Source organism: Roseibium sp., assembly GCF_039982295.1.
Lineage (GTDB): Bacteria > Pseudomonadota > Alphaproteobacteria > Rhizobiales > Stappiaceae > Roseibium.
Genome location: NZ_JBDWYP010000020.1, coordinates 37,182 through 61,878, shown reverse-complemented (window position 1 = coordinate 61,878; position 24,697 = coordinate 37,182). Strand labels below are relative to the sequence as shown.

The following is a 24,697-nucleotide window of genomic DNA, read 5'->3' as shown; positions in this document are numbered from 1 at the left end:
TGCCGCAGAAAAGTCAGCCAGCCGTGTCTTTTGAAAGCGGTGGCTGGAACTGCCAGCCCATATCCCATGGGAAATAGATCCATGTGTCCTGGGAGACCTCGGTGATGAAAGTGTCGACCATCGGCACGCCAACCGGCTTTGCATAGACCGTCGCATAATGTGCCTTGGGCAGCATTTCACGAACAACCTTTAGCGTCTTGCCTGTGTCTACAAGATCGTCAATCACCAGTACGCCACTGCCCTGACCGTCTTCAAGATCAATCACCTTGGGATCCACGGGCTTGATGACTTTCAATTGTCCCTGATTCTCATAGTCGTGATAGGAGGCGATGCAAACGGTCTCGATCGTGCGAATCCCGAGTTCGCGGGCAACGATCCCGGCAGGCACCAGGCCGCCGCGGGTCACGCAGACAATCGCTTTCCATTCACCTTCGCTCGAAAGCCGCCAAGCCAGTGCGCGCGAGTCCCGGTGAAACATGTCCCAGGAAACGGGAAAAGCTTTGTTCTGTGCTGGGTTTTCCATGTGGGGTCCTTTTGTATTCTTCCCTTTTGAGGCGTCTTACGCCAGTGCGCCTGCAACGGCTTCGCGCACAGCGGCTGTGGCCTCTTCGAGTGTGTCTTCATCCCTTGAGCGGATGACGATCTGAGTAGTGAAACGGCCATCGTTCGTCCGTGGATAGGAACCGATCAGCGTCTCGGGGAAACGGGTCTGAATCTCGCCGACCTGATCCGCAAGCCGGCTTTCCGGAACATCTGCGTCGACATAGCGTGACAGCATCTTCCGCCCGGTTTTCAGCGTCGGCGCAATTGCATCGACCATGGCCTGCATGATCGACGGGACGCCGGCCATGACATGGACGTTCTCGATCCGGAAGCCGGGTGCCTTGGAAACCGGGTTGTCGATCAGATCGGCGCCTTCAGGGATTCGGGCCATACGCAGACGGGCGGGTGTCAGCTGGCCTGGAGGATAGTGGGCCTCAAGGATCGCCCTGGCGCGGGGATCAACATCAATCGGGACGCCGAAGGCCGCTGCAATGCTGTCAGCCGTGATGTCGTCGTGTGTCGGGCCAATGCCGCCGGATGTGAAAACATAGGTGTACCGGGCGCGCAGCTCATTGACCGCATCGACGATTTTTTCGGTGACGTCAGGGACAATGCGAACTTCGCGCAGGTCAATACCGATCGTGGTCAGATAATCGGCGAGAAAGCCGATGTTCTTGTCTTTGGTGCGGCCTGAGAGAATCTCGTCGCCAATGACGAGGAACGCTGCGCTTACCTCTTGATCTGCCTCAGCTGTCGTCATGGCCTGTCTCCCGGGAGTGATTGGACGATGCCTTTAGCCCAAGCGCGGCGCAGGCTCAAGGTTTGAGGCGTTGTTTCACGGCGAAAGGGCAAAATGGCAGCCGTTCAGGACGGCGGCGTCCAGCCATAGATCCAGTCCATGCGGGCTGAGAGACTTTCTGGAGAGTACATGCGCAGGACTGTGTCGCGCCCCAAAGCCAGCAGCCCACTCATGTGATAGATGCGTCCGTTTTCCTCGGCTGTCTTTTGGACTTTGAGCACCCGTTCGCGTCGTTGCCGTTCAAATTCACGCAGCGCATCTGCAGTTTCTGTGTTTTCAGGCGTGAGCACGTTTGCCAGCACCAGTGCGTCCTCAATGGCCATTGCTGCGCCTTGCGCGGCAAAGGGCAGCATGGCGTGGGCGGCATCACCAATCAGAACTGTCTTGCCTTGTGTCCAAGGGTATGTTGCTGACACGCCGCAAAGAGCCCATTTCAACCAGCTGTCCGGCGTTTCCAGAAGTCGTCGTGCATCTGGCGCCCACTGCGCAAAGCGATTGAGAAGCGAAATTCGATCTGCTGGTGCGGACCAATCTTGTTCATTCCAGTCTTCGGCAACGAGCGCAACGATGTTGAATGCGTTTTTCTGGCGGATGGGATAGTGGACGAGGTGGGCGTTCTTGCCGAGCCAAAGGCCCGTGTCTCGAAGAAGACTCGGATCGACCTGATCGGCGCGCAATGTGGCGCGATAGGCCGTGCGGCCACTGAATTGGGCTGTTGCATGCCCATGCAAGGTTTCGCGCACTCTCGACCAGACGCCGTCGGCGCCGACAAGGGCTTTGGCCTGCAGAGTGAGGTTGCGGCCATAGTCTGCCTGGAAGGTCACGCGAAGATTGCCAGCGTCGTCGACATGACTGCCGATGAAGCTGTGTCCAAAGCGAACTTCAACCGATGGCAACGAGCAGGCTTTGTCGTAAAGCGCTCTTTGCAGATCAGCGCGGTGGGACAGCAGGTAAGGTGCGCCATACCGGGCTGATGCCGCCGATCCCAATGGGATGCGCGCAAGTGCCTTGCCGCTTCGGGCGGATCGGATGCGGATCGACTCTGGTGCTGAAGCGGTCTTGCGTATCGCTTCCAGAACGCCGAGCTGGTCCAGGCACTTGCAGGCGTTTGGTGAAAGCTGAAGCCCTGCGCCGACTTCCGACAGGGCGTTTGCGCGTTCAAACACGACAACTCGATGGCCAGCCTGCGCGAGCGCCACGGCGGCGGCCAGGCCTCCGATGCCGGCGCCAGCGATCACGAGCGGTGCGTTCATCTGTTTCGCATGCTCATCGGCAAGCCAATCTCAACGCCAAGGATACTGGTGATGTCTGACGTCAGGCCGCTTTGGGTGTCCAGACGCAGTCGGCGGGCGACGATTCTGTCGGCTTCAAGGTCGCGTCGAACTTGTAGAGCGTCGAGCAATAAGGGCAGACGATCTCGTTTTCCTCTCCCAGATCGAGGAAAACATGGGGATGGTCGAACGGCGGATTTGCGCCAATGCACATGAATTCACGAGCGCCGATCGCGACGGAGTCGTGGCCGCTTGCGTTCTGGAAATGCGGGACGATGTGGTCCGCCATGAGTCCATTCCATTCCATCAAGGTTTGTCTTGCGTGTGACCATACTCATTTGCGCGGCACTTGTGTAGAGGCAAGACGCCGCGGTCCCCATCGCTGATAGGGCAGCAAGAGAGCCGCCAGCCTTCCATTGAGGGGGGCGGTATGGATCAGGTGAAATCTCTCCCGGCCAATCAAAGCGGGTTTCCCCGGCGCTCAATTCGACCTAATGTTGATGGAAATATTATTGCCCTTTACGTAAGAGTAAGGTTTGGGAATGCCGAAATTTGAAAAAGACGGGGTCGAAATCTCATTTCTGGATGAGGGGGAAGGCGACCCGATCCTGCTCATACATGGATTTGCGTCCAACAAGTCCATCAACTGGGAATATCCCGGCTGGGTGGATCTGCTGGTCAAGGACGGCCGCCGCGTGATTGCTCTGGACAACCGGGGGCATGGAGAAAGCTCGAAGTTCTATGATCCCGAGGCCTATGGGGCGCCGGTGATGGCAGAAGACGCTTTTCGTCTGTTGAACCATCTGGATCTGCAGTCAGTCGACGTCATGGGATATTCCATGGGTGCGCGCATTTCCGCTTTCCTCACACTCAATCATGCTGATCGGGTGAACAGGGTGATCTTTGGCGGACTTGGCTATGGAATGATTAGCGGCGTTGGGGATCCCGAGCCGATCGCTTCGGCGCTCGAAGCCGAGCGGCTGCAAGATGTGACCGACCGCACCGGGCGTGCCTTCAGGGCCTTTGCCGAGCAGACAAAGTCAGATCGATTGTCTCTGGCCGCCTGTATGCGTTCATCACGTCAGAAGATTTCCGAGGACGATATCTCTCGGATCACGCGTCCTGTGCTCGTCGCGGTTGGAACCAATGACGACATTGCCGGGTCGCCTCAACGTCTTGCAGACCTGATGCTGGATGCAAGGGTGCTTGATATCCCGGGGCGGGACCACATGGTTGCGGTCGGTGACAAGGTCTACAAGAAGGGCGTGCTCGAATTTCTTCATGGTGAAATGGAATGATTTCGCAGCGCGTCACCTTCACCGGCGCTGAGAGGAATGCGCTGGTTGGTGACCGCTACGGTGACCACGGGCGCCCCGTGGTCATGCTCCATGGGGGCGGGCAGACCCGCCACTCCTGGGATGCCGCGGCCCAGCGGATTTCCAGCCTCGGGCACGTGGTCTATTGCATCGACCAGCGCGGTCATGGTGAAAGCGTCTGGGTGTCCTCCGGGAACTATGCCTTTGTTGACTTTGCGCGCGATCTTGGTGCCGTCTGCAATGAGGTCACTGCTCAGACCGGCGAGCGACCTGTTCTGGTCGGGGCTTCCCTTGGTGGTCTGGCCGGCATTCTGGTGGAAGGAGCGATTGCACCTGGATCTCTCTCCGCCCTTGTTCTCGTTGATGTCACGCCGCGGCTTGATCTAAATGGCGTTTCAAAGATCCTGGGTTTCATGGGCGAACGTCTCGAAGACGGATTTTCGAGCGTTGAAGACGCCGCTGACGCCATAGAAGCCTATCTGCCAAACCGGTCGCGGCCGAGCGACCTTTCCGGCCTGTCCAAGAACCTTCGCCTTCACGAGGATGGCCGTTACCGCTGGCATTGGGATCCGAGGTTCATTGCCGCCAAGGATGCATCCGGTGGAGCGAAGTCTGCTCTGGTCGAAGCTGATCTCGTTGCGGCTGCGGAAAAGCTCACTTCGCCTGTTCTGTTGGTGCGAGGGCGCAATTCCGAGCTTGTCTCGGAAGCTCATGCCGCCGAGTTCAAGGAGATGGTGCCTCACTCTGAGTTTGTGGATATTCAGGGCGCAGGCCATATGGTTGCAGGAGACAAGAACGATGTCTTCGCAGACGCGGTTGAGGCGTTTTTGCTCCGCTTGTCAGAGACAGTTAGCATCTGACTGATTTTCTATTATATTTCAGTATCCTACGGTCGTTCCTGCAAACTGTCGCCTTTCTTGTGTTTCATTTGCCTTGCTGGTTAAACGTGAGTCGCGCCAATGGCTTGTGTGGTTATGTTCTGAGCCTGATTCAATTGCCGGAAAAGTTTGGCTGACGTTTCTCGAGGAAAGCGTCTCTGCCTTCCTCGAAGTCCTGGCTTGCAAAACAGATTTCGGCAGCTTTCGCCGCAAGGGTCATTGCTTCATTCTGGCAACCTGCGGCTATGGCGTTGATCGCCAGCTTTGCTGCAGATTGGGTGAGGGGCGCGTTGTTTGCCAGACCTGCGCAGAGTGCGGCAATTCGAGCGTCGAGATCTGGTTCAGGTACGGCTTCGCCGATTAGCTGAATGCGCAGAGCTTCTTCTGTGCCAATTCTCTCGGCAGTGAACAAGAGACGTTTGGCGGCTGACGGTCCGATGGCCTGGACAATGTCGCTCATTGCGTCAAGCGGATAAGCGATGCCAAGGCGTGCAGCCGGGATGCCGAACACGCTTCCAGTCGACGCAATCCTGAGATCGCAGGCCAGTGCAAGGCCAAGGCCTCCACCGAGGCAGTGGCCTCTGATCATTGCGATGGTCGGTTTTGCCGCGTGCTTCAGCGCCTTGAAAGCTGCAACATTGATGGCGTCATAAGCCTTTGCCGCAACCGCGGTCGAGCGCGTTTGTGCAAATTCCGAGATATCCGCGCCAGAGACGAAGCTTGTTTCACCTGCGCCTCTGATGACGATCACGCGAACGTTTGGATCAGCCACAAGTCTGTCGATAGCCGACGGGACTTGTTTCCACATGGCGAGCGACAGGGCGTTGCGTTTGGCGGTATTGTCGACTACCAGCCAGCCAACAGACCCGTCACGCCGGGTGGAAATGGTGCCTTGATCGCTCGCAAGGGGCGTGTTCACGATTGTGTTCTCCAGAATTTGGCTGATTGGCCAGGGCGGGGTCTTAAGGCAAAACAAACCAGCTTGGACATGCTCGGGCAAGTTTGACTTTGGAATTAGACTGAACACCCCTATCTTAGGGGAAAGAACGGACGGCTTGAAAAGGAGACAAGCCATGACGAACCTGACACCTCGGCAGAATGCTGCGCATCTGGCTTTGCATGACCCGGTTTGGCGTCAGCTCAGGGATGAGGCGGAAGCGATGGTTACGGCTGAGCCGGCCTTGTCTTCGTTTGTCTACGAGACAGTCCTGAACCATCAAACCCTTGAGGAGGCGGTTGTTCATCGCCTCGGTGACCGTCTTGGCCGAGATGTGGTCTCAGCCTCCCTGATCCGGCAGACTTATCTGGAAGCCTTGTCTTCCGAGCCCGAGCTGGCGGAGATCTTCCGCGTTGACATCGTGGCTGTCTACGACCGTGATCCCGTCTGCGACCGTTTGCTTGAGCCTGTGCTCTACTTCAAGGGATTTCATGCCCTGCAAACGCACCGGCTGGCCAATTGGCTCTGGCGGCAGGGACGCAAGGACTTTGCGCTTTATCTGCAAAGCCGAGCTTCTGAGGTTTTTCAGGTGGATATTCATCCCGCTGTACCGGTCGGTCGCGGCATCTTCATCGATCATGGAACTGGTCTTGTTGTTGGCGGAACCGCCTCCATCGGCGATGACGTTTCCATCCTGCAGGGCGTCACCCTGGGCGGGACCGGCAAGGAATGCGGTGATCGGCATCCAAAGATCGGAAATGGTGTGCTTATCGGTGCGGGAGCCAAGATCCTTGGCAACCTTCAGATCGGCCACTGCTCACGGATCGCAGCCGGTTCGGTGGTTCTCAATGAAGTCCCGCCAAACACCACCGTCGCTGGTGTTCCTGCAAGAAACGTTGGCAAGGCAGGCTGCTCAGAGCCTGCACGAACGATGAACCAGCTCCTGGCGGCTGACAATGTCATGCGTGTCGATCACGAGGGTGAGGAACACGGGGATAGCTGAATTGGGCTGTTGGCATGCTCCGGCATTGCTGTAGGGTCCGCGCTCGATAATTTCTTCACGGCCGAACAGGAGTGAAAACGTGAAACCAGATGAAATCCGCAAGCTCGAAGCCTACCTTCGCAAGAAGTTCGAATTGGAGAACATTCAGGTGAAGGCGCGTCCCCGCAAGGACGACAGTGCGGAGGTCTACATCGGCGACGAATTCATCGGCGTTATCTATCGCGACGATGAGGATGACGACGACCTGAGCTGGAACTTTCAGATGGCCATTCTCGAGTTTGACCTCGAAGAAGCCTGATCTATCTGACACGTTGCGGATCATGTCCGTTTCTAAAAGGCCCGAAACCTTCAAGGTTTCGTGCCTTTGTCGTTCTGAAGCCGGGCCGCGACGAGTTCTCACACCTTACTGGTATGAGCCCGCGTTACTGGCGAAGGGCTTCGATCAGATCATTCACGCGCCGGTCCAGACGTCCCCAGCTGGACAGCAATCCGCGTTCGAAGCGATAGGAGACGGCGAGGTTGCCGTCAGCGCTGGCAGCTCGGTGGCATACCGCGTTCTTGCCCTGGGTGGCCTTGCATCGAGCAATGAAGCCGTTCGCCCGGTTCGGCTCGAACACCACTTGATCGAGTTCCAATGCGACCGGTGATGACAGGGTGAGTACCTTGAGGCCTGCAGGACCGTCTGTTTCAGGTCCGCGTGCCAGGCGGCGATAAACCGTATCGAGCCGATCGCGCATTGTCTCTGTGCCCTGGTTTGCGGTTATGTCGACCAGGACGAGATTGGATCCGCGCATGAGATCTGCGGATGTCAGATGCTGTGCGTTGCGTGCAGCTGTCATCGCTGGCCAGATCGCTGCGAGCTCAAGGCTCGCACGCCGCTCTCTGCCATTTCCAAGTGCAATCTTTGCCATCCGGCTTCGCATCAAGCTCGCCGGGACCAGGAGGTTCTGATCGTTGACGCTGATCGCGACCTCTGTCCTGTCGGCAGTCCAGACGATCTCGCCGCGCCAGTACCCGCTCCATCTCGCACTGACATAGGCCATATAGGCGAGCGTCAGAACGATCAGTGAGCCTGTAAGGATCGTGAAGTGAAGCGGGCGAACGCCACTGGCGCGAGGTAGCTCGATCGGAATCATGTGATCAGCCAACGCGAAAATGATCCGGCGGCCCGAAACATGAGTTTGGCCTTGTATCTGTCCCGTTGAGACACGGATGTCCCGTATCGGGATGGCCAGAGTTGAGAGTTGTCTCGCATTTGTCAGGGTTACTGCCAGGTTAACGCCGATATCAAAAACGGCACGGCGTTTGCTATTGACCCTTTGAGTTTCATCAAGCAGTTTCTGCCTTCAAGGGTTAACGAAAGGTTAATAGTGTGTTGTTCGACCTCTTCGTCGCTTGCTACATAGGGTTAGCGGGATTCGTCTCTGCGGGGCTAATTGGCAGCTTTTATCAGCTTTTGACTGATCAGCCACCCCGTTTCAACATCGCGGTGGAAAGCCTTTTCGGTGCCATTGCAGTTGTCACAGTTTGCCTTCTTGCAGGGCCATTCATCATCATGCGCAATGCGATCAGAGGACGGCGAGTCGAAGGACGTCCGCTTGGCTGGCTGGTTGCATCTTCAACGATAGCAGGCATGTGGAGCCTGTGTTCCGGGCTGTTTGTGACCCATTTTGCGTTGGGACTGGCAGGCTACATCTGATTTCGGCTGGGGGGAGGAAATATGGCTGTTTACGAGTTGGAAGGCACTGTGCCGAGTTTCGGCAATGCTGAACGCTGCTGGGTTGCGCCTGACGCCTGTGTGATTGGCCGAGTGAGGCTCGATGAGGATGCCAGTGTCTGGTTCGGAGCAGTCATTCGCGGTGACAACGAGCTTATCCATATTGGTGCGCGCTCGAATGTCCAGGATGGCTGTGTCCTTCATTCCGACATGGGCTACCCGCTGACCATCGGTGCGGATTGCACGATTGGCCACAAGGCTATCCTTCACGGCTGTACCATCGGCTCCAACTCTCTCATCGGGATGGGCGCGACCGTGCTCAACGGCGCGGTGATCGGTTCAAATTGTATTGTCGGTGCAAACGCACTCATTCCGGAAGGCAAGGAAATTCCGGACAACTCCCTCGTCGTTGGCATGCCGGGAAGAGTGGTGCGGCAACTGGATGAGGCGGCCGTCAAATCCATCACCAAATCAGCCGATGGGTATGTTCGAAACTGGAACCGCTTCAAGGCCGGGCTTAAGCCGCTCTAGCCGTATTTCCATGCCACCGCTGCGATCGAAAAAAGCGGGAGCCGGCCTGCGGGGGCTGGCCGACTCCCTGGATCCGGTCGTGGTAGGGATGGGGAGGGTGGGGACGCGACCGGATCTTCCCTTTTTGCCTTCACAGAGGCAAATCCCTTTCAGTGTTTAGTTGCCGACGCTGCCAACGGTAGTCACACGGGTGTCGGAAATGCCGGTCCACTTCGCAGGCTCGCGGGTCGACTGACGCTTGATGTAGCGATAGGGCGTTGAGTACCAGGGCAGAACGGCCTCGATCTGGTTGTCGAGGATCATGTCTCCCTGATCCGTCCTGACGGTCAGGACCGCGTGGCCGGCGTTTTTCACATCCTTTGCGACGGTAATGAGAAGGGCGCTTTTGGGCCAGCCCGCGGCCAGAAGCGCTCGCTGCTTCTCAAGCACGTATTCCTCGCAATCACCGGCTCCACCGCGTGGATAGGTCCAGTATTCCAGTTTGCCGAAGAGCTTTTCATCGGTGACCGGTCGGATCTGCCGATTGATGCGAGTGTTCAAATCAATCAGCTCGTTCCAGCGCTCCTCCGTGAGCTTGACCACAACGGGTGAGTTGTCACGCCCCTTGCAAGCGCTCCTGTTTTCCTCGCAGAACTGGATGTGGCCCACAGGCGCTTTCACCGATTTTCCCATGGCCATAAAGCGGGCGGGTGCAGCGTAGCTGCCGGATGCCCAGGACATGCTGGAAAGTGCGAGAACAGTAATTGCGAAAGTTGAATTGCGTAATTTCATCGTATTGCCCTCCCCAAGGCTGACAAAACGATGACATATGCTTTTTTATTGCGCGATAATCACACAAGTAAAAATATAGATGCACTTGAGTTTTATTTTATTTTGTTTTTAATTTATTTTAATTTTACTTTAACTAAAACTTGAAGGGTATTTGTTTCAAATTTTATGGAAGTGACTAAAGTTGTTGAATTCATACAGGAATTTGATTTTCCAGGAGCGTGGGTTGTTCTGTCCCAGATGAGCCTTGGCGAGAGTTGGAAAGCCAAATATGACGCAGCGGTAAATGTTTCCGGGCGAGAAAAAAATACAAAAAAATTGCCGCGCTAACGACGCAGCCGCCGACGCTGGTTGAATGCTTGATAGATTTGACAGTGGGTGTCTGTTGTGAGGCGGTGCGCGGCCGCAATCGTCATGCGCAAAGGCTTCCATGCGCGGTCTTCATGTTGTGCTGACAAGTGCTGGTCGAGCCTATGAGCGCACGTGATGCCTGGTGTCAGACATTGCTGGCCGCAGGGCAATCCGATTGGACGCAAAAGCCCCGTAAGGCAGTGGCTGCCTTCGCACTGCCTTTTATCCGCGCTTACTGCACTGGTGGTATGTCAGGATGTGGTTTCACCGGTGATATGGTGTTCCAGAAGCTCGCGGTTCTGGATGGCCGCGAATTCAACAGCTATGCCGCCTTCAATCTGGCGCACGACGCGCGCGCGCATCTTGCCCAGGGCAATGCTATCACCCATTTCCGGAACGACATCGGTGGCGAGGGCGGCGCCTGACAGGGACACGTCGACGATCCGGCAGACGTGTTCCGAGCCATCTGGCAAGACGATCTTTGTGATCGGATTCTTCGGGACGAAGCGGTCGTGACGACGGTCTTCTGGGAGATTGAGCTCATCGCGGTTGGCGAGCCAGGTCAGGATGTTGGCAATCTTGTCGCGTTTGCGTGGCGTGTTTCGAAGTTCAATAGCGAAACCGCCGTCAATCAGGCGAGAGATTTTGCCTTCAACGCGGCTCAGGTGATCGAGGTAGGCAACAACACGTTCGCCCACCTGGCCCGAAACCGGGGTAATCATCGCAAGCCCGCCGGGGGACATGTCGACAACCTGACAGGGGTACTCGCGGCGATCTTCCAGCATGAAACGGCCAAGTATATTGACAGCGACACGCTGATGCCGCCGTCGATCTGCAGCTTGAAGCGGTTTGCTTCCTTCAATCTCTGTCGCTAAGCCGGCATTCATGCCCGATCATCCATCGTTCCGCATGTGAGACTCCCTGGTCCCAGATCGACGTATTTTAGAGGATGCAGTGTTAATGATCGGTAATGCTGCCAAGTGTGCTGATCAGGATTTCCCACCTTCATAGACAGTCAGATGTCCCACGCGCCGTTCTGCCCCCTGCGGCATTGGCGCCATCGCACCGGCCGGCATGGACATCGCTTCAGCGGTGAAGCGTGGCAGGATCGGATTGACGCCGGTGGTTTGGCCTTCTGTGCGGTTCATGAAATAGGGCCGTTCGTCCGGCCATACGAGGCGCAGGCTGGTGACTGACTGTTTCATGATCGGGTGAAGACCCAGCCAGTAGGGGCGTTCCATCGGCGTGCAGCTGCCAAGGATGCGAATGCGACCTTCGCCCGGCACATTCAGCGGCAGAAGCAGCATTTCCATGTGCAGTTGGTGCTCGTGTTCCGTATGGCCGGCAATGCCGACAACAGCTGCTGCAGCGTCCTCAGTAATCGCGGCAAGCAGACTGGACATGGCTTCGCGATCTTTTTCGCCCCAACCACGCAGGAAATTGCGTCCTTTCAGTTCGCGGCAATGAGCCGAGCAAAGGCGCGTGCCCGCAAGGCGGTATCTGGCGGTTTGTGCATCCGTGACTTCCAGAATGAAGGTGTCGCCAAGAAGGGCGCGAATGCTGCCGGGGTCGATTTCGCTCCGGTTCGGTGCCGGGCGTATGCCGCGCAGATCGTCCCAGTAGCTGTAGAGTGTCTGAGTTACGCCGTTTTTCATCTGGAACGCCTCTTCTTCTGCTTGGAGATCGGTGTCAGTTGGCAGGGGAGTTCTCTCTCCTGTCCAAAATCGGGACACTGATCTTCCAGTTGTCTTTCGTGGCCTTAACTAAGCAGAGGGCATGCCAACCCTTGGAAATGAGCCGAAAGCGACTTCGAAACGATGCGTTAGGGTTAACCGGGTGAACCGCTTGCAAAGGCTTCCAGGGGATGTGCAAGTTAAGGAAATGTTAAGCAGATAGCCGCTTCTGCGGTATCAGGCCCAACCGAGCGGTCGGGCAGGGCGGCAACCAAATTTTTGAAATGGGGCGCGTGGGGACGCGACCTGATGCGCTCGCTGCCCACAAGGCAGCGGGCGTATCTGTTTCAAGACGGCACTTGTGAGACAGATGGCCCATGAATGGGACGTTGGGTTGCCTCGATCAGCCCTTGTTGTTTTTGAACAAGCAATGCGAAAGAAACGGGTCGGCGAGACACTCTTGCCTTATTAAGCCTGTTTACAAGGAATGGCTTGTCAGGACGCGTCAGCGACGTACATCAGGCAGGAAAGTATTTCGAGGAGTTCTGATGAACCAGCATTTTCCCAATCCCGGTCGTCCGGTCGATCAGCCTGCCTTCAACCTGCCATCTGTGGTGTTCTGGCTGGGCGCTGTCATGATCGGCATCCACATTCTCCGGGTTTTGGTGTTGCCGGACAGCTGGAACTCGCAGATTTTGCTGTATTTTGCCTTTTGGCCAGTGCGCTATGATCCTGAGTTGCTTGCGAGCGGCATGGCTCCGGGCGGACTTGCCGCTGATATCTGGGCCTTTGTCACCTATGGCCTGCTCCATGGTGGTGCGGCCCATATTGTTTTCAATTTGCTTTGGATGGCGATCTTCGGAAGCGCGGTCGCACGTCGGTTCGGAACATGGCGTTTTCTGGTGCTTTCGGCGCTTTGCGCCATGGCCGGGGCGGCGACGCATCTCCTGTTTCATTATGGCGAATCCACACCGATGATCGGCGCTTCTGCCGCGGTCTCGGGGCATATGGCAGCAGCTCTGAGATTTGTATTCGAGCTGGGTGGTCCACTTGGAGCGTTCCGCAGACAGGACCTTGGGGCTTACCGGATGCCTGCGGTCAGCCTGCGCGATACCCTCGCCAACCGTCAGGTTTTGGGGTTCATGGCCGTCTGGTTCGGACTGAACATCCTGTTCGGGATCATGAGTACCCCGGTTACCGGCGGGTCCGCATCGATTGCCTGGGAAGCGCATATTGGCGGTTTTCTGATGGGCCTCCTGCTGTTCCCCTTGTTTGACCCTGTGCCACGCCGACTGCGCTAACGCAGCGGCAAGGATCTGTTTGCGTCAGCGTGAATTTTTGTCATGATGAGAGGCCGGACGGGTGATGGCGCGTCCGGCAACGCCATGGGAGGACATCGCTGATGACGGTTGCTGCAATCTTGAACGGAAAAGGGCGGGACGTGATCGCCGAAAAAAGCGGCACGCTGCTTTCGGTGATCTGCAAGGTTCTGGCTGAAAAGGGGATCGGCGCGATCCTGGTGACCGATGACGAAAGCCGAATCGAAGGCATTATTTCCGAGCGCGACGTGGTGAAGGCGGTCGGACGTCAGGGGGCAGGTGCACTGGATTTGCCGGTTGGAGACGTGATGACCCGCTCGGTGGTCACTTGCGTGGACAATGACAGCATCAACGACGTGATGACCAAAATGAGCCAGGGGCGCTTCCGGCATGTGCCGGTCGTCAAGGATGGAAAGGTCGCAGGCCTTATTTCCATCGGGGATGTGGTCAAATACCGGATCGCCCAGGTTGAGCAGGAAGCTGAGCACATGCGCAGCTACATCACGACTGCCTAGATATAAAAACAGCGGCAGGATTCCTGCCGCTGTCGACGCGAAATCGCATGCCCTACTGAACGATAGTCTCACTCAAAGGGATGCTGGGGCCTATTTGTTGCCGTAGACGTCCTTGGGGTCATAGACGCGGTCTGTTTCGGTGCGTATCAATTCGACACGGCCGTCGTCTTGCTTGACGATCTTTCGGAAAAAACAGGAGCGAAAGCCCACGTGGCATGTTGCTCCGTTGCCTTCGACAGATACTCTGAGCCAGATCGCGTCCTGATCGCAATCGGTCCGGATCTCCTGAACCTTCTGAACCTGGCCGGAGGTTCCGCCCTTTTTCCAGTATTCTTGCCGTGAGCGGCTCCAGTACCAGGCGTCGCCGGTATCGATGGTGCGCTTCAGGGCCTCGGCATTCATGTAGCCGACCATCAACACTTCGCCGCTTTCAAAGTCTGTCACGACCGCTGCGATCAGGCCGTCGCTGTCGAATTTTGGCTGAAGGCTGGTGCCGGTCTCTATCTCGGATTTGTCGCCGCGTTCGGCGAAAAGGGGACTCGTCGTCATTGTCATCCTACCCTATTGGCAGGATGTCAAAGACCCCCGCCGCGTACCAGGGACATGAATTTGGCCTGTTCGGCCGCCTCGTCCTGGAAAATGCCGGTAAATTGCGTGGTAATCGTCGAAACACCGGGCTTCTGCACGCCGCGCATTGTCATGCACTGATGCTCGGCTTCCAGCATTACGGCGAGCCCGCGAGGTGCGAGCTGGTCGTCAATGGCCGATGTAATCTGCGCCGTCAAGTTTTCCTGGGTCTGCAGGCGCTTGGCGTAGATGTCGACAACGCGAGCCAGTTTCGACAGACCGACAACCCCTTCGGCGGGATAATAGGCGATGTGGGCGGTTCCAACGAAGGGAAGCATGTGGTGTTCGCAGTGCGAATGGAAGGGGATGCCACGTACCATCACAATGTCCTGATAGCCGCCAACGTCGTCAAAGGTCCTCTTGAGATGCTCGGTCGGATCCTCGAAATAGCCACCAAAGATCTGACCGTATGCCTTGGTTACGCGTTTGGGCGTATCCAGAAGACCTTCCCGATCCGGATCGTCTCCGGCCCAAGCCAGGAGCGTTCTCACTGCAGCTTCGGCTTCTTCACGGCTTGGGCGTTCCAAATCGTCCTGCGATTTGCGCTCCAGCTTTTTGCCGACTGTTTTCAGAACAGCGTCCATCGTGACCCTCGTTGCCTTGTCGTGACTGCCTGCCATACATGACGCTCCTTCCAGCGCCGCATGATAACGGTGCCTCTACGAACCATCCTATCCGGCAGATCAGGATGCATGGGTAAATGCATCGATCTTTTTGTTGTGGCGCCTGATCTTGGCAGAAATTAGCCTGCGACGTCCAAGCCCCTTGCAGAAATCATCTTGCGACTGATCTATATAGGTAAAAGGAGCTGTGCTGCAATGAAGCCCGGATCACGAAGAGGCGAGAATGCTCGACGATATCTACAACGCGAAGATCCTTGAATTCGCTGGAAATATTCCACGGCTGGGGCGTCTGGATACCCCGCAGGCCACAGCCAAGGCACATTCACGGCTCTGCGGATCCACCGTTGTGGTTGATCTGAATGTTGCAGACGGCAAGGTCTGTGACTTCGCCCATGACGTCAAAGCCTGCGCCCTCGGTCAGGCCTCTGCCTCCATCATGGCGCAACATGTGATCGGTGCGTCTACGAGCGAACTTCGAGAGCTGCGCGAAACCATGCGGGCGATGCTTAAGGATAACGGTCCCGCGCCTGAAGGCCGTTTTGAGGACCTGAAATTTCTCGAGCCGGTGCGTGAGTACAAGGCCCGTCATGCTTCGACGCTTCTCACGTTTGATGCAGTGGTCGATGCGCTTGACCAGATCGAACACGGTTCGGGCGAACAGCAGAGGGCAGATGGCGCAACTGTCTGACATTCTTTTGGGGGCGTAGGTTTCGTGTGTTCTGAGAAGGGGCATTGCTGCTCTGACGAGGCTGGACAGGGCTCACCCTCGCTTCCGGCGCGCTTCGGGCTGCTCCTGATCTGGATCTATCGCCATTCGCTCTCGCTCGTCATGGGGCGGGGATGTCGATATGCGCCAACGTGCTCCGACTATACTGGAGATGCAATTCGTCGCTTTGGCCTTTGGGCTGGCGGGTGGGTTGGTCTTGCACGCATTCTACGCTGCAACCCCTGGGGGGCGTCCGGCTATGACCCGGTGCCGGACCAGCTTCCCGAAAGCGCCCGTTGGTATCTGCCTTGGCGTTATGGCCGGTGGGGCGGCGATCATATGGAAGACAGCAGTCGCCTCTCCTAGTTAGGCATGGGAAGCGTGACCTTTAAGTAATGGCGACTGGTGCCTTTGGTGCGGCCTAATGGCCCGACAAGGTTGCCTCTCTTGCTCAAAACCCTTATGTGGGGCGCACTTGAAAACACCAATGCTTACCTGCCTTGTCTGCAGGAGTGAGCCGGAGACATGAATATGATTCACCTGACTTTCCCCGATAATTCCGTTCGCGATTATGACGATGGCACCACTGGCGCCGATGTGGCTGCCGGTATTTCCAAGTCATTGGCCAAAAAAGCCGTCGCGATTGCCCTGGATGGGGAACTCAAGGACCTCTCCGATCCGATTTCCGCTGACGCCAAGATCGAGATCGTAACCCGAGACGACCCGCGTGCGCTGGAACTGATCCGACACGATGCGGCTCACGTGATGGCCGAAGCTGTTCAGGCCCTATGGCCAGGAACGCAAGTGACCATCGGACCGGTCATCGAGAATGGGTTTTATTACGACTTCAAGCGCGTTCATCCGGACACGAAAGAAGATTGGCCTTTCACCCCCGAGGACCTTCCGGTCATCGAAAAGAAGATGCGCGAGATCATCGGCCGTGGGGATGCCTTTTCCAAGGAAATCTGGAGCCGCGATGAGGCCAAGGCCTACTTTGCAGAGAAGGGCGAGGACTACAAGGTCGAGCTGATTGACGCGATCCCGGACAATCAGAGCCTGAAGATCTACAAGCAGGGCGATTGGCTCGATCTGTGCCGCGGTCCGCATATGGCCAATACCCGTCAGATCGGCAATGACTTCAAATTGATGAAGGTGGCCGGCGCTTACTGGCGCGGAGACAGCAACAACGAGATGCTGACGCGCATCTACGGCACTGCCTGGTCCTCTGAAAAAGAGCTGAAGGGCTATCTCCACATGCTGGAGGAAGCCGAGAAGCGCGATCACCGTAAACTCGGCCGCGAGATGGATCTGTTCCATTTCCAGGAAGAGGGGCCGGGCGTCGTCTTTTGGCATTCCAAGGGCTGGAGCCTTTTTCAGAGCCTTGTTTCCTACATGCGTCGCCGGCTTGCCGACGACTATCAGGAGGTCAACGCGCCGCAGGTGTTGGACACCTCGCTTTGGGAAACGTCAGGTCACTGGGGCTGGTACAAGGAGAACATGTTCTCGGTGCAGTGTGCCGACACGGAAGCAGAAGACACACGTGTCTTCGCGCTGAAGCCAATGAACTGTCCGGGCCACGTCCAGATCTTCAAGCATGGCCTTAAGAGTTATCGCGACCTGCCTCTGCGGATGGCGGAATTCGGTGTTGTTCATCGTTATGAACCGTCAGGCGCCATGCATGGTCTGATGCGCGTGCGCGGATTCACGCAGGATGATGCACATGTCTTCTGCACTGAAGAGCAGATGGCTGAAGAATGCCTAAAGATCAACGAGCTGATCCTGTCGGTCTACAAGGACTTCGGTTTTGACGAAGTTGTGGTCAAGCTTTCCACGCGACCTGAAAAACGTGTTGGCTCGGATGAAATCTGGGATCACGCCGAAACGGTCATGACCAACGTTTTGAAAACCATCGAGGAGCAGTCCGATGGTCGGGTCAAGACAGACATCCTGCCGGGTGAGGGCGCTTTCTACGGTCCGAAGTTCGAATACACCTTGAAAGACGCCATCGGCCGTGAATGGCAGTGCGGCACGACGCAGGTCGACTTCAATCTGCCGGAACGGTTCGGCGCTTTCTATGTGGACAGTGACGGCGAAAAGAAAACGCCGGTGATGATCCACCGCGCGATCTGCGGATCCATGGAACGGTTCCTTGGCATTTTGATCGAGAACTTTGCCGGACATTTCCCGCTTTGGATGGCGCCGTTGCAGGTGGTGGTCGCGACGATCACGTCCGAAGCTGATGATTATGGCCGTGAAGTTGCCGCCGAGCTCAAGAAGGCGGGCCTCAGCGTCGAAACGGACTTCCGCAATGAGAAGATCAACTACAAAGTCCGTGAACACTCCCTTGCGAAGGTTCCAGCGATCGTGGTTTGCGGCAGGCGTGAAGCGGAAGAGCGGACTGTGAATATCCGTCGATTGGGGTCCAAAGATCAGACGGCGATGTCTTTGGAAGAAGCTGTCGCGGCGTTCAAGTCCGAGGCCGTTTCGCCCGATCTTAAGTGAATTGTGATGATAATTGCGAAAAGCCGCGGGATTTCCTGCGGCTTTTCTTTTGCTCAGTCTATGCTGTCACGAAACCGCAATAGATAACCGGCTATCGGTTCGGAATCTTTTTATGCAGCGTTCGAGAGAATTGGATTCGTAATGGACTACGCTGAATTCAGCTATGCCAATCCAGATCACCCCCCGTTGAAGCGGTGGCTCATCCGTTCTATCGAGGGTCTCTCGGGCCGTCGTCAGATCCTCAATCTCTACGAGATCTGGAAAGCCTCGACCGTCGGGACGTCGCCGCAGATCTGGAGTGACCTGCTCGGGCTTATCAATCTGAATGTTTCTGTCGCTCACGGCGAGTGGCCGCCGAAGGCCTTGCCAGAAGGGCCGCTGGTCCTGATTGCAAATCACCCCTACGGCATTGGCGACGGCCTCGCGATCCTGTCGCTGGCGGAACAGCTGGGACGACCTTTCAAGATCCTGATCAACAATGAATTGCTGAAGGTTCCCGAAGTCCGGCCATTTTCCTTGCCGGTCGACTTCGAAGAAACAAAGCAAGCGCTCAAAACCAACATGGAGACGCGCAAGGAAGCGTTGCGATTGCTTGGTGAAGGCACGACAATCATTGTGTTTCCCGGCGGAGGGGTGGCCACAGCGCCAAAGCCATTCGGCCGGGCAGAAGAGCTACCCTGGAAGACCTTCACCGCAAAAATGATCCGCTCCTCGCGGGCGACCGTGTTGCCACTTTATTTCGATGGCCAGAACTCATGGCTCTTTCATCTGGTTTCGCGATTTTCACTGACATTGCGTTTGGCGCTTTATGTGCGTGAGTTCCGGCGAACCCTTGGCACGGCGATTACGGCACGTGCAGGCGCCCCCATTCCGTTCGAGACGCTATCGGGATTTCGCGACCAGAAAGAGATCATGGATTTCCTCCAGGATCAGGTCATGCAACTGGGGAACCCGGACCGCCCGATTTCCTGATCGGTCTTTTCGAGTTTGCTGTCATTGTCGCCAAATGCTGGAAAGGGCGATGCGCTAAATCGAAGTGGCTGCTGGTATCCGGGTTTTCGCCGAGTGGCGTCAGTTCGACAGCTGTGACTTGCTGTTTGCCGTGACAACTTCGACTTCGCGGTTCTCGCCCGACGAGACCGAGAAGTTGCTGCGAAACGTCTCGCCATTGTTGCGGGCGATGACTTCATACTCTCCGGCCGCCAGAACGAAGTCAGGGAAGGCGCCATTGGCTTCAACGACCATGTCGCCACCAGGACTGAGGACCGACCAAGATGTGTTTGCGATGGCTTCGCCGCCGGGGGCGTTGACCAGCTTCAAGGTGATGTCGGCGGCCTTGTGATAGATCGTCGCCTCGGTCAACTTACCGGGAATGACCTGAATGTCTGCGCGCACCACTGCGTTGACGGCGCCGTAACGGCTGACGACATGATACGTGTCGGAATTGAGACGAATGATCTTGCCGGAGTGAACGTCGCTGGCAATGAGATTGCGTTCGCCGCGTTCGTTGAACTCCATGCCATAGATGTCAAAGGTGATCGGACCGTCGGCCAATGCCACATCATCACTCAGGGCAGCGTCAAGTTTGATGCCGCCTGCGTTCAAGATGACCATCTTGGATTTTACATCGCGGCCCATGACAATGCGATTGGTCGCCGTGGCGTGGCCGTAAGCCGTGTGAATGAGATAAGCGCCTGGGTCGAGCCTGAATTCCGCATCGCCGCCTTGGGCTGTTGCCACCAATTCAAGACGGCCCTCGTCATTCGTCGTTTCGCTGTAGATGCGCCAGATCAGGCCGTTGTTCAGGGGCTCGCTGTCGCGGGTCAGCTTTGCCATCAGGTAAAGCGCGCCTTCCTCCGCCGCAGAGCCGCTTCCCGACAAGTTGCGCGTAGAGGGCGCATAGGGCACAAGCGTGTCGGAGAACAGAGGCTCAGGTGCGCGGTCCAGCAGGTTTTCGATTGCCTTTTCCGGCTCCGATACGACCGCGTTCGGGTCAGGTTTGGGAGCCGGCGGCATGGGAGCCGCCTCGGTCACGGATTGCGCCCAGGCCAGGCCCACAGGTTGCGTTGCGAGCAAAAGGATTGCCAGAAGGCGGAAAATGATATGTGCCGGACTTCTCACGCCGCTTAGCGAGCCTCTTGTGGTTTCAACCATCGTTCCGAATGAATGCAAATATCAGCAATAGCATGGCAGAGCCATACCCTGCACCCGTCTTGTGTGCCGGAAAACCGGACAAATTCAAGTCTTAAACTGGAAAGTTGACAACTGCGGTCAATGAATTAGGTGAAAGGCACGTCGTTCTCAATTCCTCAAGACAGGCAGCTCTGCGATGTCAACATATTCGCCCCGGCGCCAGGAAGCTCTGGACTTTCTGCTGACCCGTCGTTCGCACCCCTGCGTGACCATGACTGAGCCGGGCCCTGGCGAGGCCGATCTTCGCGATATACTGACTGCTGCGGCTCGTGTGCCCGACCATGGCAAGCTCGCACCATGGCGGTTTGTTATCTACCGCAATTCTCAGCGCGAAATCATCGGACGAAAGCTGCTTGAGATTTGCGAAGCGGAGAATGGTCCGCTCGAAGGGGCACGCAAGGAACAGGAACTCATTCGCTTTAGCCGTGCGCCGCTGGTCATCGGTGTGATCAGCACTGCTGCGATCCACCCGAAGATCCCGGTCTGGGAACAGGAGCTTTCCGCCGGTGCGGTTTGCATGAACCTGGTGAGTGCGGCCAGTGCAGCGGGCTACGCTTCGCAATGGCTGAGCGAATGGTATTGCTTTCACGAGACGGCAGCCCGGTATCTGGGCTGCGGCGAAGACGAGCGCTTCGCCGGTTTCATCCACATCGGTACCCCGACACAGGCGCCATTTGAGCGCCCCCGTCCGGATCTAGCCGATATCTGCACTGACTGGTCGGAGACCTGACGCCCAATGTACTACGAAACATCCAAGAACGATCACGGCTTGCCTCACAACCCCTTCAAGGCGATCGTTGCGCCGCGTCCAATCGGTTGGATCTCCACGATCGACAAGGAAGGGCGTCCAAACCTGGCTCCCTACAGTTTTTTCAATGGCATCGGTGATACTCCGCCCATGGTGATGTTCGCGTCGACCGGGTTCAAGGATTCTGCGGCCAACATCGCAGAGACAGATGAGTTCGTTTGTAACATGGCGAGTTATGACCTGCGCGATGCCATGAACATCTCTTCCGCACCGCTTGAGCATGGTGTTTCCGAGTTCGAGCGCGCGGGCCTCGAGATGGCCCCGTCCAAGCTGGTGAAGGCGCCACGCGTCGCTGCGGCCTATACCGCTCTTGAATGCAAGCACCTGAAGACGGTGCGCATGCAGGATCTGGAAGGCAAGGATACCCAGTCGTGGGTGACCTTCGGACAAGTCGTTGCGGTGCATATTGATGACAGTGTTTTGGTCGACGGCTTGTTGGACCTGACCAAGGTGCGCCCGTTGGCCCGTCTGGGATACAAGGACTATTCCGTCGTCGACGAGCTTTTCCAGATGAGCCGTCCTGCAGTCTAAAGGGACAAGTTCCTACTGGCCTGAGACGTAAAGGCCGGCGTGCAATCCACGCCGGCTTTTTTGTTTTTTCTCTAGAAGACCTCGGGTCGAGGCTTGCTACGGCTCGAAATGTCCGGTTGCCACTTGCTCATGACACTGACTGTAGATCCACTGTGTTAAGGTTTTGTTAACCTTCCGGGCGCGAAATTAAGAAATTGGTAATCGTTTTATCGGGGAGATTGTTTCATGCTCGTAGCTGACACTGCCTCGATCGCGTCTCGGATCGAGCAAGCATTTCAATCAGCAAGCACCTCTACAGGTACGTCCTTCGACTACCTGGTCAAGACGGCTGCCCGCGAATCATCCTTCAATCCGACAGCCAAAGCCGCGACGTCCAGTGCCACCGGGCTCTTTCAATTTATTGAATCCACATGGCTGGAAACAATGAAAGAGGCCGGCCCCAAACATGGCCTCGAAAAATATTCGGACCAGATTCAACGAACCAGCAGCGGCAAATATCGCGTGTCGGATCCTGCTGTGCGTCAGGAAATTCTGGACCTTCGCAAGGACCCTGACATCGCATCGATGATGGCCGGCGCGCTTACCCAGAAAAACGCAGCCCATCTTAGTCGCAAACTTGGACGTCAGCCGAGTGAAGGTGAACTCTACATGGCTCACTTCCTGGGCGCAGGCGGTGCCAACCGTTTGATCCGTGCGTCGGAAGACAGTGCCGAGTTGCGGGCCGACAAGTTGTTTCCTTCCCAGGCGCGGGCGAACAAATCGATTTTCTACCACTCAAACGGTGAAGCTCGGACGACTTCGGAGGTTTATGACGTCATCACAAGCAAGCACAGCAATGTCACGATGATTGCAAGTGCTAAGCAGTCCGGTGGTCGAGCTCCCTCGTTGAACGATGTTGCGGCCTTGCCGAACCAGAAGCCCGGAGCCGGGAATGATGGCCTTGAGGGTGGAGAGGATCTTGCGACGCAGCGCGTGATCAATGCCTTCCGGGCCACTGAAACGGCAGATCCGTTCGAAGCCTTGTTCCGAACGGGGAATGCTTTTGATGAAAAGCCCCTGGGATCCAGATTTGCTTCGGCCTTTACCGCGGTTGAACAGGCCAGTGCATTCTCAGCTCTTGGTGCGTCAGATGCCAAGGTTGCTGCTCAGCAATTTGCCTCACTGGGCTATGAAGGACCGTTGGATCTGACACGTTTTCTGTCCTACCGGGAAGACCGGGAACAAAACGACCTTCTGCCGCCGGCCTGAGTGGGCCGACAATCAGCTCCCCTCGTTGCGTCGTCATTTTTATGGTGAACCGAACGTTAAGTCTTTGATGCCAGCATGGGATCAAAGACTTAGGGCTGTAAGTGCGTCATCATGATCATTCACGATTTTCTAAACTGGGTTGAGACTGCGCCGGATGGACCGCGAGCGGAGGCTGCGGGCGCGCTTGCGCGCGCCTGGCTTTACTCCGCGATGGATGATGAAAGCCGCAAGGGCGCATCTGCGGCGCTGACTGTTCTCCTCGATGACCCTTGTATCGATGTGCGCATGGCAATTGCGCACAATCTATGTCGTAGTTCAGATGCCCCACGGCATATCCTTCTGTCCCTGGCTGGCGACAGACAGGAGGTTGCCAGCGTCGTTTTGGGGGCGTCTCCGCTCTTTTCTGATGCCGACCTGATCGATGTTCTGGCGAACCCGCAAGAGGAGCTGCAACAGGTTGTTGCGAACCGCAGTGACTTGTCCGCTGGGGTATGTGCTGCGCTTGCGGAAATTGGAACTGAAGCTGCCTGCCGGGCACTGCTGTCAAACAGCTCCGCGAAGATCGTGCCGTCCAGCCTCTTGCGGCTCGCCGAGCGTTTCGAGAACGTCACCGATCTGCGTGAAGCCTTGCTCAAACGTCCCGACCTGCCGATGCACATGCGCCATGCGCTCCTGCTTCGTCATGCCAGATCCATAGGTGAGACCGCGGTTGCTGGGGAGAAGAGGGATCAAGCGGACGGCGACAACCTTTTGGCGGATGCCTCGGACAAAATTGCCCTTCGCCTGGTTCATGGCGCGTCGCATGCCCAACTGCTCGAGATGTCAGAGTATATGCGCGCCAGCGGTCATTTGAATACGCGGCTGTTGTTGCGCGCTGTCTGTTGTGGCCGGTTCCGGTTCTTTGCGACCTCTCTCGCGCTCTTGTCAGGGGTTCCGGAAGAACGGATTTTCCGAGCGCTTATCGCCGCGCGCCCGTCTGCTTTGCGGGCGGTGATGCGCAAAGCCGGACTGCCGATGCGGTCTCATCAGGCATTTCTGCTTGCGATTGACATGGCAAGGGAAGGTGGGGCCGATCTGACGGCGGACCTTCCGCTTGATCTCGCTCGCATGTTAACGGAATGCCTGCTTGGAGAATTGCAGGATGAGGCGCTTGGCGCAGACGGCGACATCCTCGCCTTCCTGCGGCGCTTTGCGCTTGAAGTCGCGCGTCTTGAAGCGCGGGCCTATATTCATGGCACCGCGCAAAGAGCACTTAACGCAGCCTAGAGCGCTAGTCCGCCGGGAGCCTGCCAACTTTAGAGGCGTGCCTTATTTCTCAAGTTGAGCGAGATAGTCTTCAGTAACTTCTGTCAGCCGATCGAGCAGCGCTGATCCCGTCTCATTCTGATCGTCTTTTGCGCCTTCGGCCACCATTGCTCGGATTGCCACGACATATTGCTCGACGAGAGGCAGTGGCAGCGCGGACGGCGATGGCACTGTTTCAATCAAACGGCAGAAACTCGCAGCGACCGAGCCGACCAGGGGATAGCCCAATGTCAGGGCTTGCCCCTTGATGTTATGAGCGGTCTGGTAAAGCGTGTCGAGGTTTTCGGCTGTCAGTCCCTCGCTCTGAACCACATCCCAAGCGGCCACAAGATCAGCTGCTTCATTTGACATCCAGCCACCGAAGTTCTGCGAGAGGCGCTGCAGCGCGATTTCCGCCGCCTTAACCGGGTCGAACTTGGCTGCCTCGCGTTTGTTCATGATGCGAACCTTTTTTCGCAAGTCACTCGGCGGTGTGACAAGTTCGTATTCCTCGCCCTCAAACAAATCGGCAGACATCTTGAATCCTTCGTATC

At 56.8% G+C, this 24,697-nt stretch carries 29 protein-coding genes; 16 read left to right on the top strand and 13 right to left on the bottom strand.

Annotated elements, in window-relative coordinates; translation table 11 throughout:
• Positions 1-13: 13 nt before the first annotated feature.
• The 4 genes from gpt to ABJZ52_RS03640 all read right to left on the bottom strand — a co-directional run bounded on the left by gpt (position 14) and on the right by ABJZ52_RS03640 (position 2,902).
• On the bottom strand, positions 14-523 hold the full coding sequence (gene gpt / locus ABJZ52_RS03655) for a xanthine phosphoribosyltransferase (protein WP_153768520.1): 510 nt from the start codon (positions 521-523) through the stop codon (positions 14-16).
• A gap of 36 nt (positions 524-559) precedes the next feature.
• Positions 560-1,303 carry a competence/damage-inducible protein A gene (locus tag ABJZ52_RS03650; protein WP_348189330.1) on the bottom strand — a complete coding sequence of 248 codons (744 nt, stop codon included), beginning with the start codon at positions 1,301-1,303 and terminating at the stop codon, positions 560-562.
• Positions 1,304-1,407: 104 nt separating this feature from the next.
• Positions 1,408-2,595, bottom strand: a complete 1,188-nt coding sequence (locus tag ABJZ52_RS03645) for an FAD-dependent monooxygenase (protein WP_348189328.1) — start codon at positions 2,593-2,595, stop codon at positions 1,408-1,410.
• A 61-nt stretch (positions 2,596-2,656) separates the two neighbouring features.
• Positions 2,657-2,902, bottom strand: a complete 246-nt coding sequence (locus tag ABJZ52_RS03640) for a zinc-finger domain-containing protein (RefSeq protein WP_192109014.1) — start codon at positions 2,900-2,902, stop codon at positions 2,657-2,659.
• 253 nt (positions 2,903-3,155) lie between these two features.
• Here ABJZ52_RS03640 and ABJZ52_RS03635 point away from each other — a divergent pair, with 253 nt between their 5' ends.
• The gene (locus tag ABJZ52_RS03635; protein ID WP_348189326.1) at positions 3,156-3,911 is read left to right on the top strand and encodes an alpha/beta hydrolase; all 756 of its coding nucleotides are present in this window, start codon (positions 3,156-3,158) and stop codon (positions 3,909-3,911) included.
• Positions 3,908-4,789 carry an alpha/beta hydrolase gene (locus ABJZ52_RS03630; protein WP_348189324.1) on the top strand — a complete coding sequence of 294 codons (882 nt, stop codon included), beginning with the start codon at positions 3,908-3,910 and terminating at the stop codon, positions 4,787-4,789. Before ABJZ52_RS03635 ends, ABJZ52_RS03630 begins: the two co-directional genes overlap by 4 nt.
• Before the next feature lie 130 nt (positions 4,790-4,919).
• Here the strand turns inward: ABJZ52_RS03630 and ABJZ52_RS03625 are convergent, their stop codons facing one another.
• A complete protein-coding gene (locus ABJZ52_RS03625) occupies positions 4,920-5,726 on the bottom strand; it encodes an enoyl-CoA hydratase (protein WP_348189322.1) in 807 nt (268 codons plus the stop codon).
• Positions 5,727-5,880: 154 nt separating this feature from the next.
• Here ABJZ52_RS03625 and cysE point away from each other — a divergent pair, with 154 nt between their 5' ends.
• Together cysE and ABJZ52_RS03615 are read left to right on the top strand one after the other, a co-directional pair.
• Positions 5,881-6,747 (top strand): serine O-acetyltransferase, encoded by an 867-nt coding sequence (cysE, locus tag ABJZ52_RS03620; RefSeq protein WP_348189320.1) that lies wholly within the window; start codon positions 5,881-5,883, stop codon positions 6,745-6,747.
• A 79-nt stretch (positions 6,748-6,826) separates the two neighbouring features.
• The gene (locus ABJZ52_RS03615; RefSeq protein ID WP_153768528.1) at positions 6,827-7,045 is read left to right on the top strand and encodes a DUF3126 family protein; all 219 of its coding nucleotides are present in this window, start codon (positions 6,827-6,829) and stop codon (positions 7,043-7,045) included.
• A 124-nt stretch (positions 7,046-7,169) separates the two neighbouring features.
• Here ABJZ52_RS03615 and ABJZ52_RS03610 read toward each other — a convergent pair whose 3' ends face one another.
• Complete coding sequence (locus ABJZ52_RS03610) at positions 7,170-7,895, bottom strand: hypothetical protein (protein ID WP_348189318.1); 726 nt, start codon at positions 7,893-7,895, stop codon at positions 7,170-7,172.
• A 224-nt stretch (positions 7,896-8,119) separates the two neighbouring features.
• Here ABJZ52_RS03610 and ABJZ52_RS03605 point away from each other — a divergent pair, with 224 nt between their 5' ends.
• Together ABJZ52_RS03605 and ABJZ52_RS03600 are read left to right on the top strand one after the other, a co-directional pair.
• Positions 8,120-8,446, top strand: a complete 327-nt coding sequence (locus ABJZ52_RS03605; RefSeq protein ID WP_348189316.1) for a hypothetical protein — start codon at positions 8,120-8,122, stop codon at positions 8,444-8,446.
• A gap of 21 nt (positions 8,447-8,467) precedes the next feature.
• Positions 8,468-8,995, top strand: a complete 528-nt coding sequence (locus ABJZ52_RS03600; protein WP_348189314.1) for a gamma carbonic anhydrase family protein — start codon at positions 8,468-8,470, stop codon at positions 8,993-8,995.
• 156 nt (positions 8,996-9,151) lie between these two features.
• Here ABJZ52_RS03600 and ABJZ52_RS03595 read toward each other — a convergent pair whose 3' ends face one another.
• The 3 genes from ABJZ52_RS03595 to ABJZ52_RS03585 form a co-directional block, all read right to left on the bottom strand.
• Complete coding sequence (locus tag ABJZ52_RS03595; protein ID WP_348189312.1) at positions 9,152-9,766, bottom strand: transglutaminase-like cysteine peptidase; 615 nt, start codon at positions 9,764-9,766, stop codon at positions 9,152-9,154.
• A 599-nt stretch (positions 9,767-10,365) separates the two neighbouring features.
• On the bottom strand, positions 10,366-11,001 hold the full coding sequence (locus ABJZ52_RS03590) for a PilZ domain-containing protein (protein ID WP_348189310.1): 636 nt from the start codon (positions 10,999-11,001) through the stop codon (positions 10,366-10,368).
• A 102-nt stretch (positions 11,002-11,103) separates the two neighbouring features.
• Positions 11,104-11,847, bottom strand: coding sequence for a PAS domain-containing protein (locus tag ABJZ52_RS03585; protein WP_348189308.1), 744 nt, complete (start codon positions 11,845-11,847; stop codon positions 11,104-11,106).
• A 488-nt stretch (positions 11,848-12,335) separates the two neighbouring features.
• On the opposite strand from ABJZ52_RS03585, the gene ABJZ52_RS03580 reads away from it, so the two are divergent.
• Both ABJZ52_RS03580 and ABJZ52_RS03575 read left to right on the top strand, forming a co-directional pair.
• On the top strand, positions 12,336-13,088 hold the full coding sequence (locus tag ABJZ52_RS03580) for a rhomboid family intramembrane serine protease (protein ID WP_348189306.1): 753 nt from the start codon (positions 12,336-12,338) through the stop codon (positions 13,086-13,088).
• A 101-nt stretch (positions 13,089-13,189) separates the two neighbouring features.
• Positions 13,190-13,621 (top strand): CBS domain-containing protein, encoded by a 432-nt coding sequence (locus tag ABJZ52_RS03575; protein WP_348189304.1) that lies wholly within the window; start codon positions 13,190-13,192, stop codon positions 13,619-13,621.
• Between the two features lie 90 nt (positions 13,622-13,711).
• Here ABJZ52_RS03575 and hisI read toward each other — a convergent pair whose 3' ends face one another.
• Complete coding sequence (gene hisI / locus ABJZ52_RS03570; protein WP_348189302.1) at positions 13,712-14,176, bottom strand: phosphoribosyl-AMP cyclohydrolase; 465 nt, start codon at positions 14,174-14,176, stop codon at positions 13,712-13,714.
• A 20-nt stretch (positions 14,177-14,196) separates the two neighbouring features.
• A complete protein-coding gene (folE, locus tag ABJZ52_RS03565) occupies positions 14,197-14,832 on the bottom strand; it encodes a GTP cyclohydrolase I FolE (protein WP_348189354.1) in 636 nt (211 codons plus the stop codon).
• 262 nt (positions 14,833-15,094) lie between these two features.
• Here folE and ABJZ52_RS03560 point away from each other — a divergent pair, with 262 nt between their 5' ends.
• From ABJZ52_RS03560 to ABJZ52_RS03545, 4 genes are all read left to right on the top strand, one after another.
• Positions 15,095-15,559 carry an iron-sulfur cluster assembly scaffold protein gene (locus tag ABJZ52_RS03560; RefSeq protein WP_348189300.1) on the top strand — a complete coding sequence of 155 codons (465 nt, stop codon included), beginning with the start codon at positions 15,095-15,097 and terminating at the stop codon, positions 15,557-15,559.
• 24 nt (positions 15,560-15,583) lie between these two features.
• A complete protein-coding gene (gene yidD / locus ABJZ52_RS03555; RefSeq protein WP_348189298.1) occupies positions 15,584-15,943 on the top strand; it encodes a membrane protein insertion efficiency factor YidD in 360 nt (119 codons plus the stop codon).
• 165 nt (positions 15,944-16,108) lie between these two features.
• Complete coding sequence (gene thrS, locus ABJZ52_RS03550) at positions 16,109-18,079, top strand: threonine--tRNA ligase (protein WP_348189296.1); 1,971 nt, start codon at positions 16,109-16,111, stop codon at positions 18,077-18,079.
• 141 nt (positions 18,080-18,220) lie between these two features.
• Positions 18,221-19,051, top strand: coding sequence for a lysophospholipid acyltransferase family protein (locus ABJZ52_RS03545; RefSeq protein ID WP_348189294.1), 831 nt, complete (start codon positions 18,221-18,223; stop codon positions 19,049-19,051).
• A gap of 99 nt (positions 19,052-19,150) precedes the next feature.
• Here the strand turns inward: ABJZ52_RS03545 and ABJZ52_RS03540 are convergent, their stop codons facing one another.
• A complete protein-coding gene (locus ABJZ52_RS03540; protein WP_348189292.1) occupies positions 19,151-20,113 on the bottom strand; it encodes a hypothetical protein in 963 nt (320 codons plus the stop codon).
• 295 nt (positions 20,114-20,408) lie between these two features.
• Between ABJZ52_RS03540 and ABJZ52_RS03535 the strand changes: the two genes are divergently transcribed.
• The 4 genes from ABJZ52_RS03535 (at position 20,409) to ABJZ52_RS03520 (ending at position 24,125) form a co-directional block, all read left to right on the top strand.
• Positions 20,409-21,002: a nitroreductase gene (locus tag ABJZ52_RS03535; RefSeq protein ID WP_348189290.1), complete on the top strand. Its 594-nt coding sequence runs from the start codon at positions 20,409-20,411 to the stop codon at positions 21,000-21,002.
• 6 nt (positions 21,003-21,008) lie between these two features.
• Entirely contained in the window at positions 21,009-21,611 is a 603-nt protein-coding gene (locus ABJZ52_RS03530; RefSeq protein WP_348189288.1) for a flavin reductase family protein, read from the top strand.
• Between the two features lie 225 nt (positions 21,612-21,836).
• Complete coding sequence (locus ABJZ52_RS03525) at positions 21,837-22,859, top strand: transglycosylase SLT domain-containing protein (protein WP_348189286.1); 1,023 nt, start codon at positions 21,837-21,839, stop codon at positions 22,857-22,859.
• Positions 22,860-22,970: 111 nt separating this feature from the next.
• Complete coding sequence (locus ABJZ52_RS03520) at positions 22,971-24,125, top strand: DUF2336 domain-containing protein (RefSeq protein WP_348189284.1); 1,155 nt, start codon at positions 22,971-22,973, stop codon at positions 24,123-24,125.
• 42 nt (positions 24,126-24,167) lie between these two features.
• Here the strand turns inward: ABJZ52_RS03520 and ABJZ52_RS03515 are convergent, their stop codons facing one another.
• Positions 24,168-24,680 carry an Hpt domain-containing protein gene (locus ABJZ52_RS03515; protein ID WP_348189282.1) on the bottom strand — a complete coding sequence of 171 codons (513 nt, stop codon included), beginning with the start codon at positions 24,678-24,680 and terminating at the stop codon, positions 24,168-24,170.
• Between the last annotated feature and the right edge of the window lie 17 nt (positions 24,681-24,697).

What these genes read in the sequence shown, in the direction of transcription:
- ABJZ52_RS03535 (WP_348189290.1), top strand. Translation starts at nt 20,409, where the DNA reads ATGTCAACATATTCGCCCCGGCGCCAGGAAGCTCTGGACTTTCTGCTG.
- ABJZ52_RS03630 (WP_348189324.1), top strand. Translation starts at nt 3,908, where the DNA reads ATGATTTCGCAGCGCGTCACCTTCACCGGCGCTGAGAGGAATGCGCTG.
- ABJZ52_RS03520 (WP_348189284.1), top strand. Translation starts at nt 22,971, where the DNA reads ATGATCATTCACGATTTTCTAAACTGGGTTGAGACTGCGCCGGATGGA.
- hisI (WP_348189302.1), bottom strand. Translation starts at nt 14,176, where the DNA reads ATGACAATGACGACGAGTCCCCTTTTCGCCGAACGCGGCGACAAATCC.
- ABJZ52_RS03530 (WP_348189288.1), top strand. Translation starts at nt 21,009, where the DNA reads ATGTACTACGAAACATCCAAGAACGATCACGGCTTGCCTCACAACCCC.
- ABJZ52_RS03595 (WP_348189312.1), bottom strand. Translation starts at nt 9,766, where the DNA reads ATGAAATTACGCAATTCAACTTTCGCAATTACTGTTCTCGCACTTTCC.
- ABJZ52_RS03635 (WP_348189326.1), top strand. Translation starts at nt 3,156, where the DNA reads ATGCCGAAATTTGAAAAAGACGGGGTCGAAATCTCATTTCTGGATGAG.
- thrS (WP_348189296.1), top strand. Translation starts at nt 16,109, where the DNA reads ATGATTCACCTGACTTTCCCCGATAATTCCGTTCGCGATTATGACGAT.
- ABJZ52_RS03580 (WP_348189306.1), top strand. Translation starts at nt 12,336, where the DNA reads ATGAACCAGCATTTTCCCAATCCCGGTCGTCCGGTCGATCAGCCTGCC.
- gpt (WP_153768520.1), bottom strand. Translation starts at nt 523, where the DNA reads ATGGAAAACCCAGCACAGAACAAAGCTTTTCCCGTTTCCTGGGACATG.
- ABJZ52_RS03600 (WP_348189314.1), top strand. Translation starts at nt 8,468, where the DNA reads ATGGCTGTTTACGAGTTGGAAGGCACTGTGCCGAGTTTCGGCAATGCT.
- ABJZ52_RS03590 (WP_348189310.1), bottom strand. Translation starts at nt 11,001, where the DNA reads ATGAATGCCGGCTTAGCGACAGAGATTGAAGGAAGCAAACCGCTTCAA.
- ABJZ52_RS03640 (WP_192109014.1), bottom strand. Translation starts at nt 2,902, where the DNA reads ATGGCGGACCACATCGTCCCGCATTTCCAGAACGCAAGCGGCCACGAC.
- ABJZ52_RS03650 (WP_348189330.1), bottom strand. Translation starts at nt 1,303, where the DNA reads ATGACGACAGCTGAGGCAGATCAAGAGGTAAGCGCAGCGTTCCTCGTC.
- folE (WP_348189354.1), bottom strand. Translation starts at nt 14,832, where the DNA reads ATGGACGCTGTTCTGAAAACAGTCGGCAAAAAGCTGGAGCGCAAATCG.
- ABJZ52_RS03560 (WP_348189300.1), top strand. Translation starts at nt 15,095, where the DNA reads ATGCTCGACGATATCTACAACGCGAAGATCCTTGAATTCGCTGGAAAT.
- ABJZ52_RS03645 (WP_348189328.1), bottom strand. Translation starts at nt 2,595, where the DNA reads ATGAACGCACCGCTCGTGATCGCTGGCGCCGGCATCGGAGGCCTGGCC.
- ABJZ52_RS03515 (WP_348189282.1), bottom strand. Translation starts at nt 24,680, where the DNA reads ATGTCTGCCGATTTGTTTGAGGGCGAGGAATACGAACTTGTCACACCG.
- ABJZ52_RS03525 (WP_348189286.1), top strand. Translation starts at nt 21,837, where the DNA reads ATGCTCGTAGCTGACACTGCCTCGATCGCGTCTCGGATCGAGCAAGCA.
- ABJZ52_RS03545 (WP_348189294.1), top strand. Translation starts at nt 18,221, where the DNA reads ATGGACTACGCTGAATTCAGCTATGCCAATCCAGATCACCCCCCGTTG.
- cysE (WP_348189320.1), top strand. Translation starts at nt 5,881, where the DNA reads ATGACGAACCTGACACCTCGGCAGAATGCTGCGCATCTGGCTTTGCAT.
- ABJZ52_RS03575 (WP_348189304.1), top strand. Translation starts at nt 13,190, where the DNA reads ATGACGGTTGCTGCAATCTTGAACGGAAAAGGGCGGGACGTGATCGCC.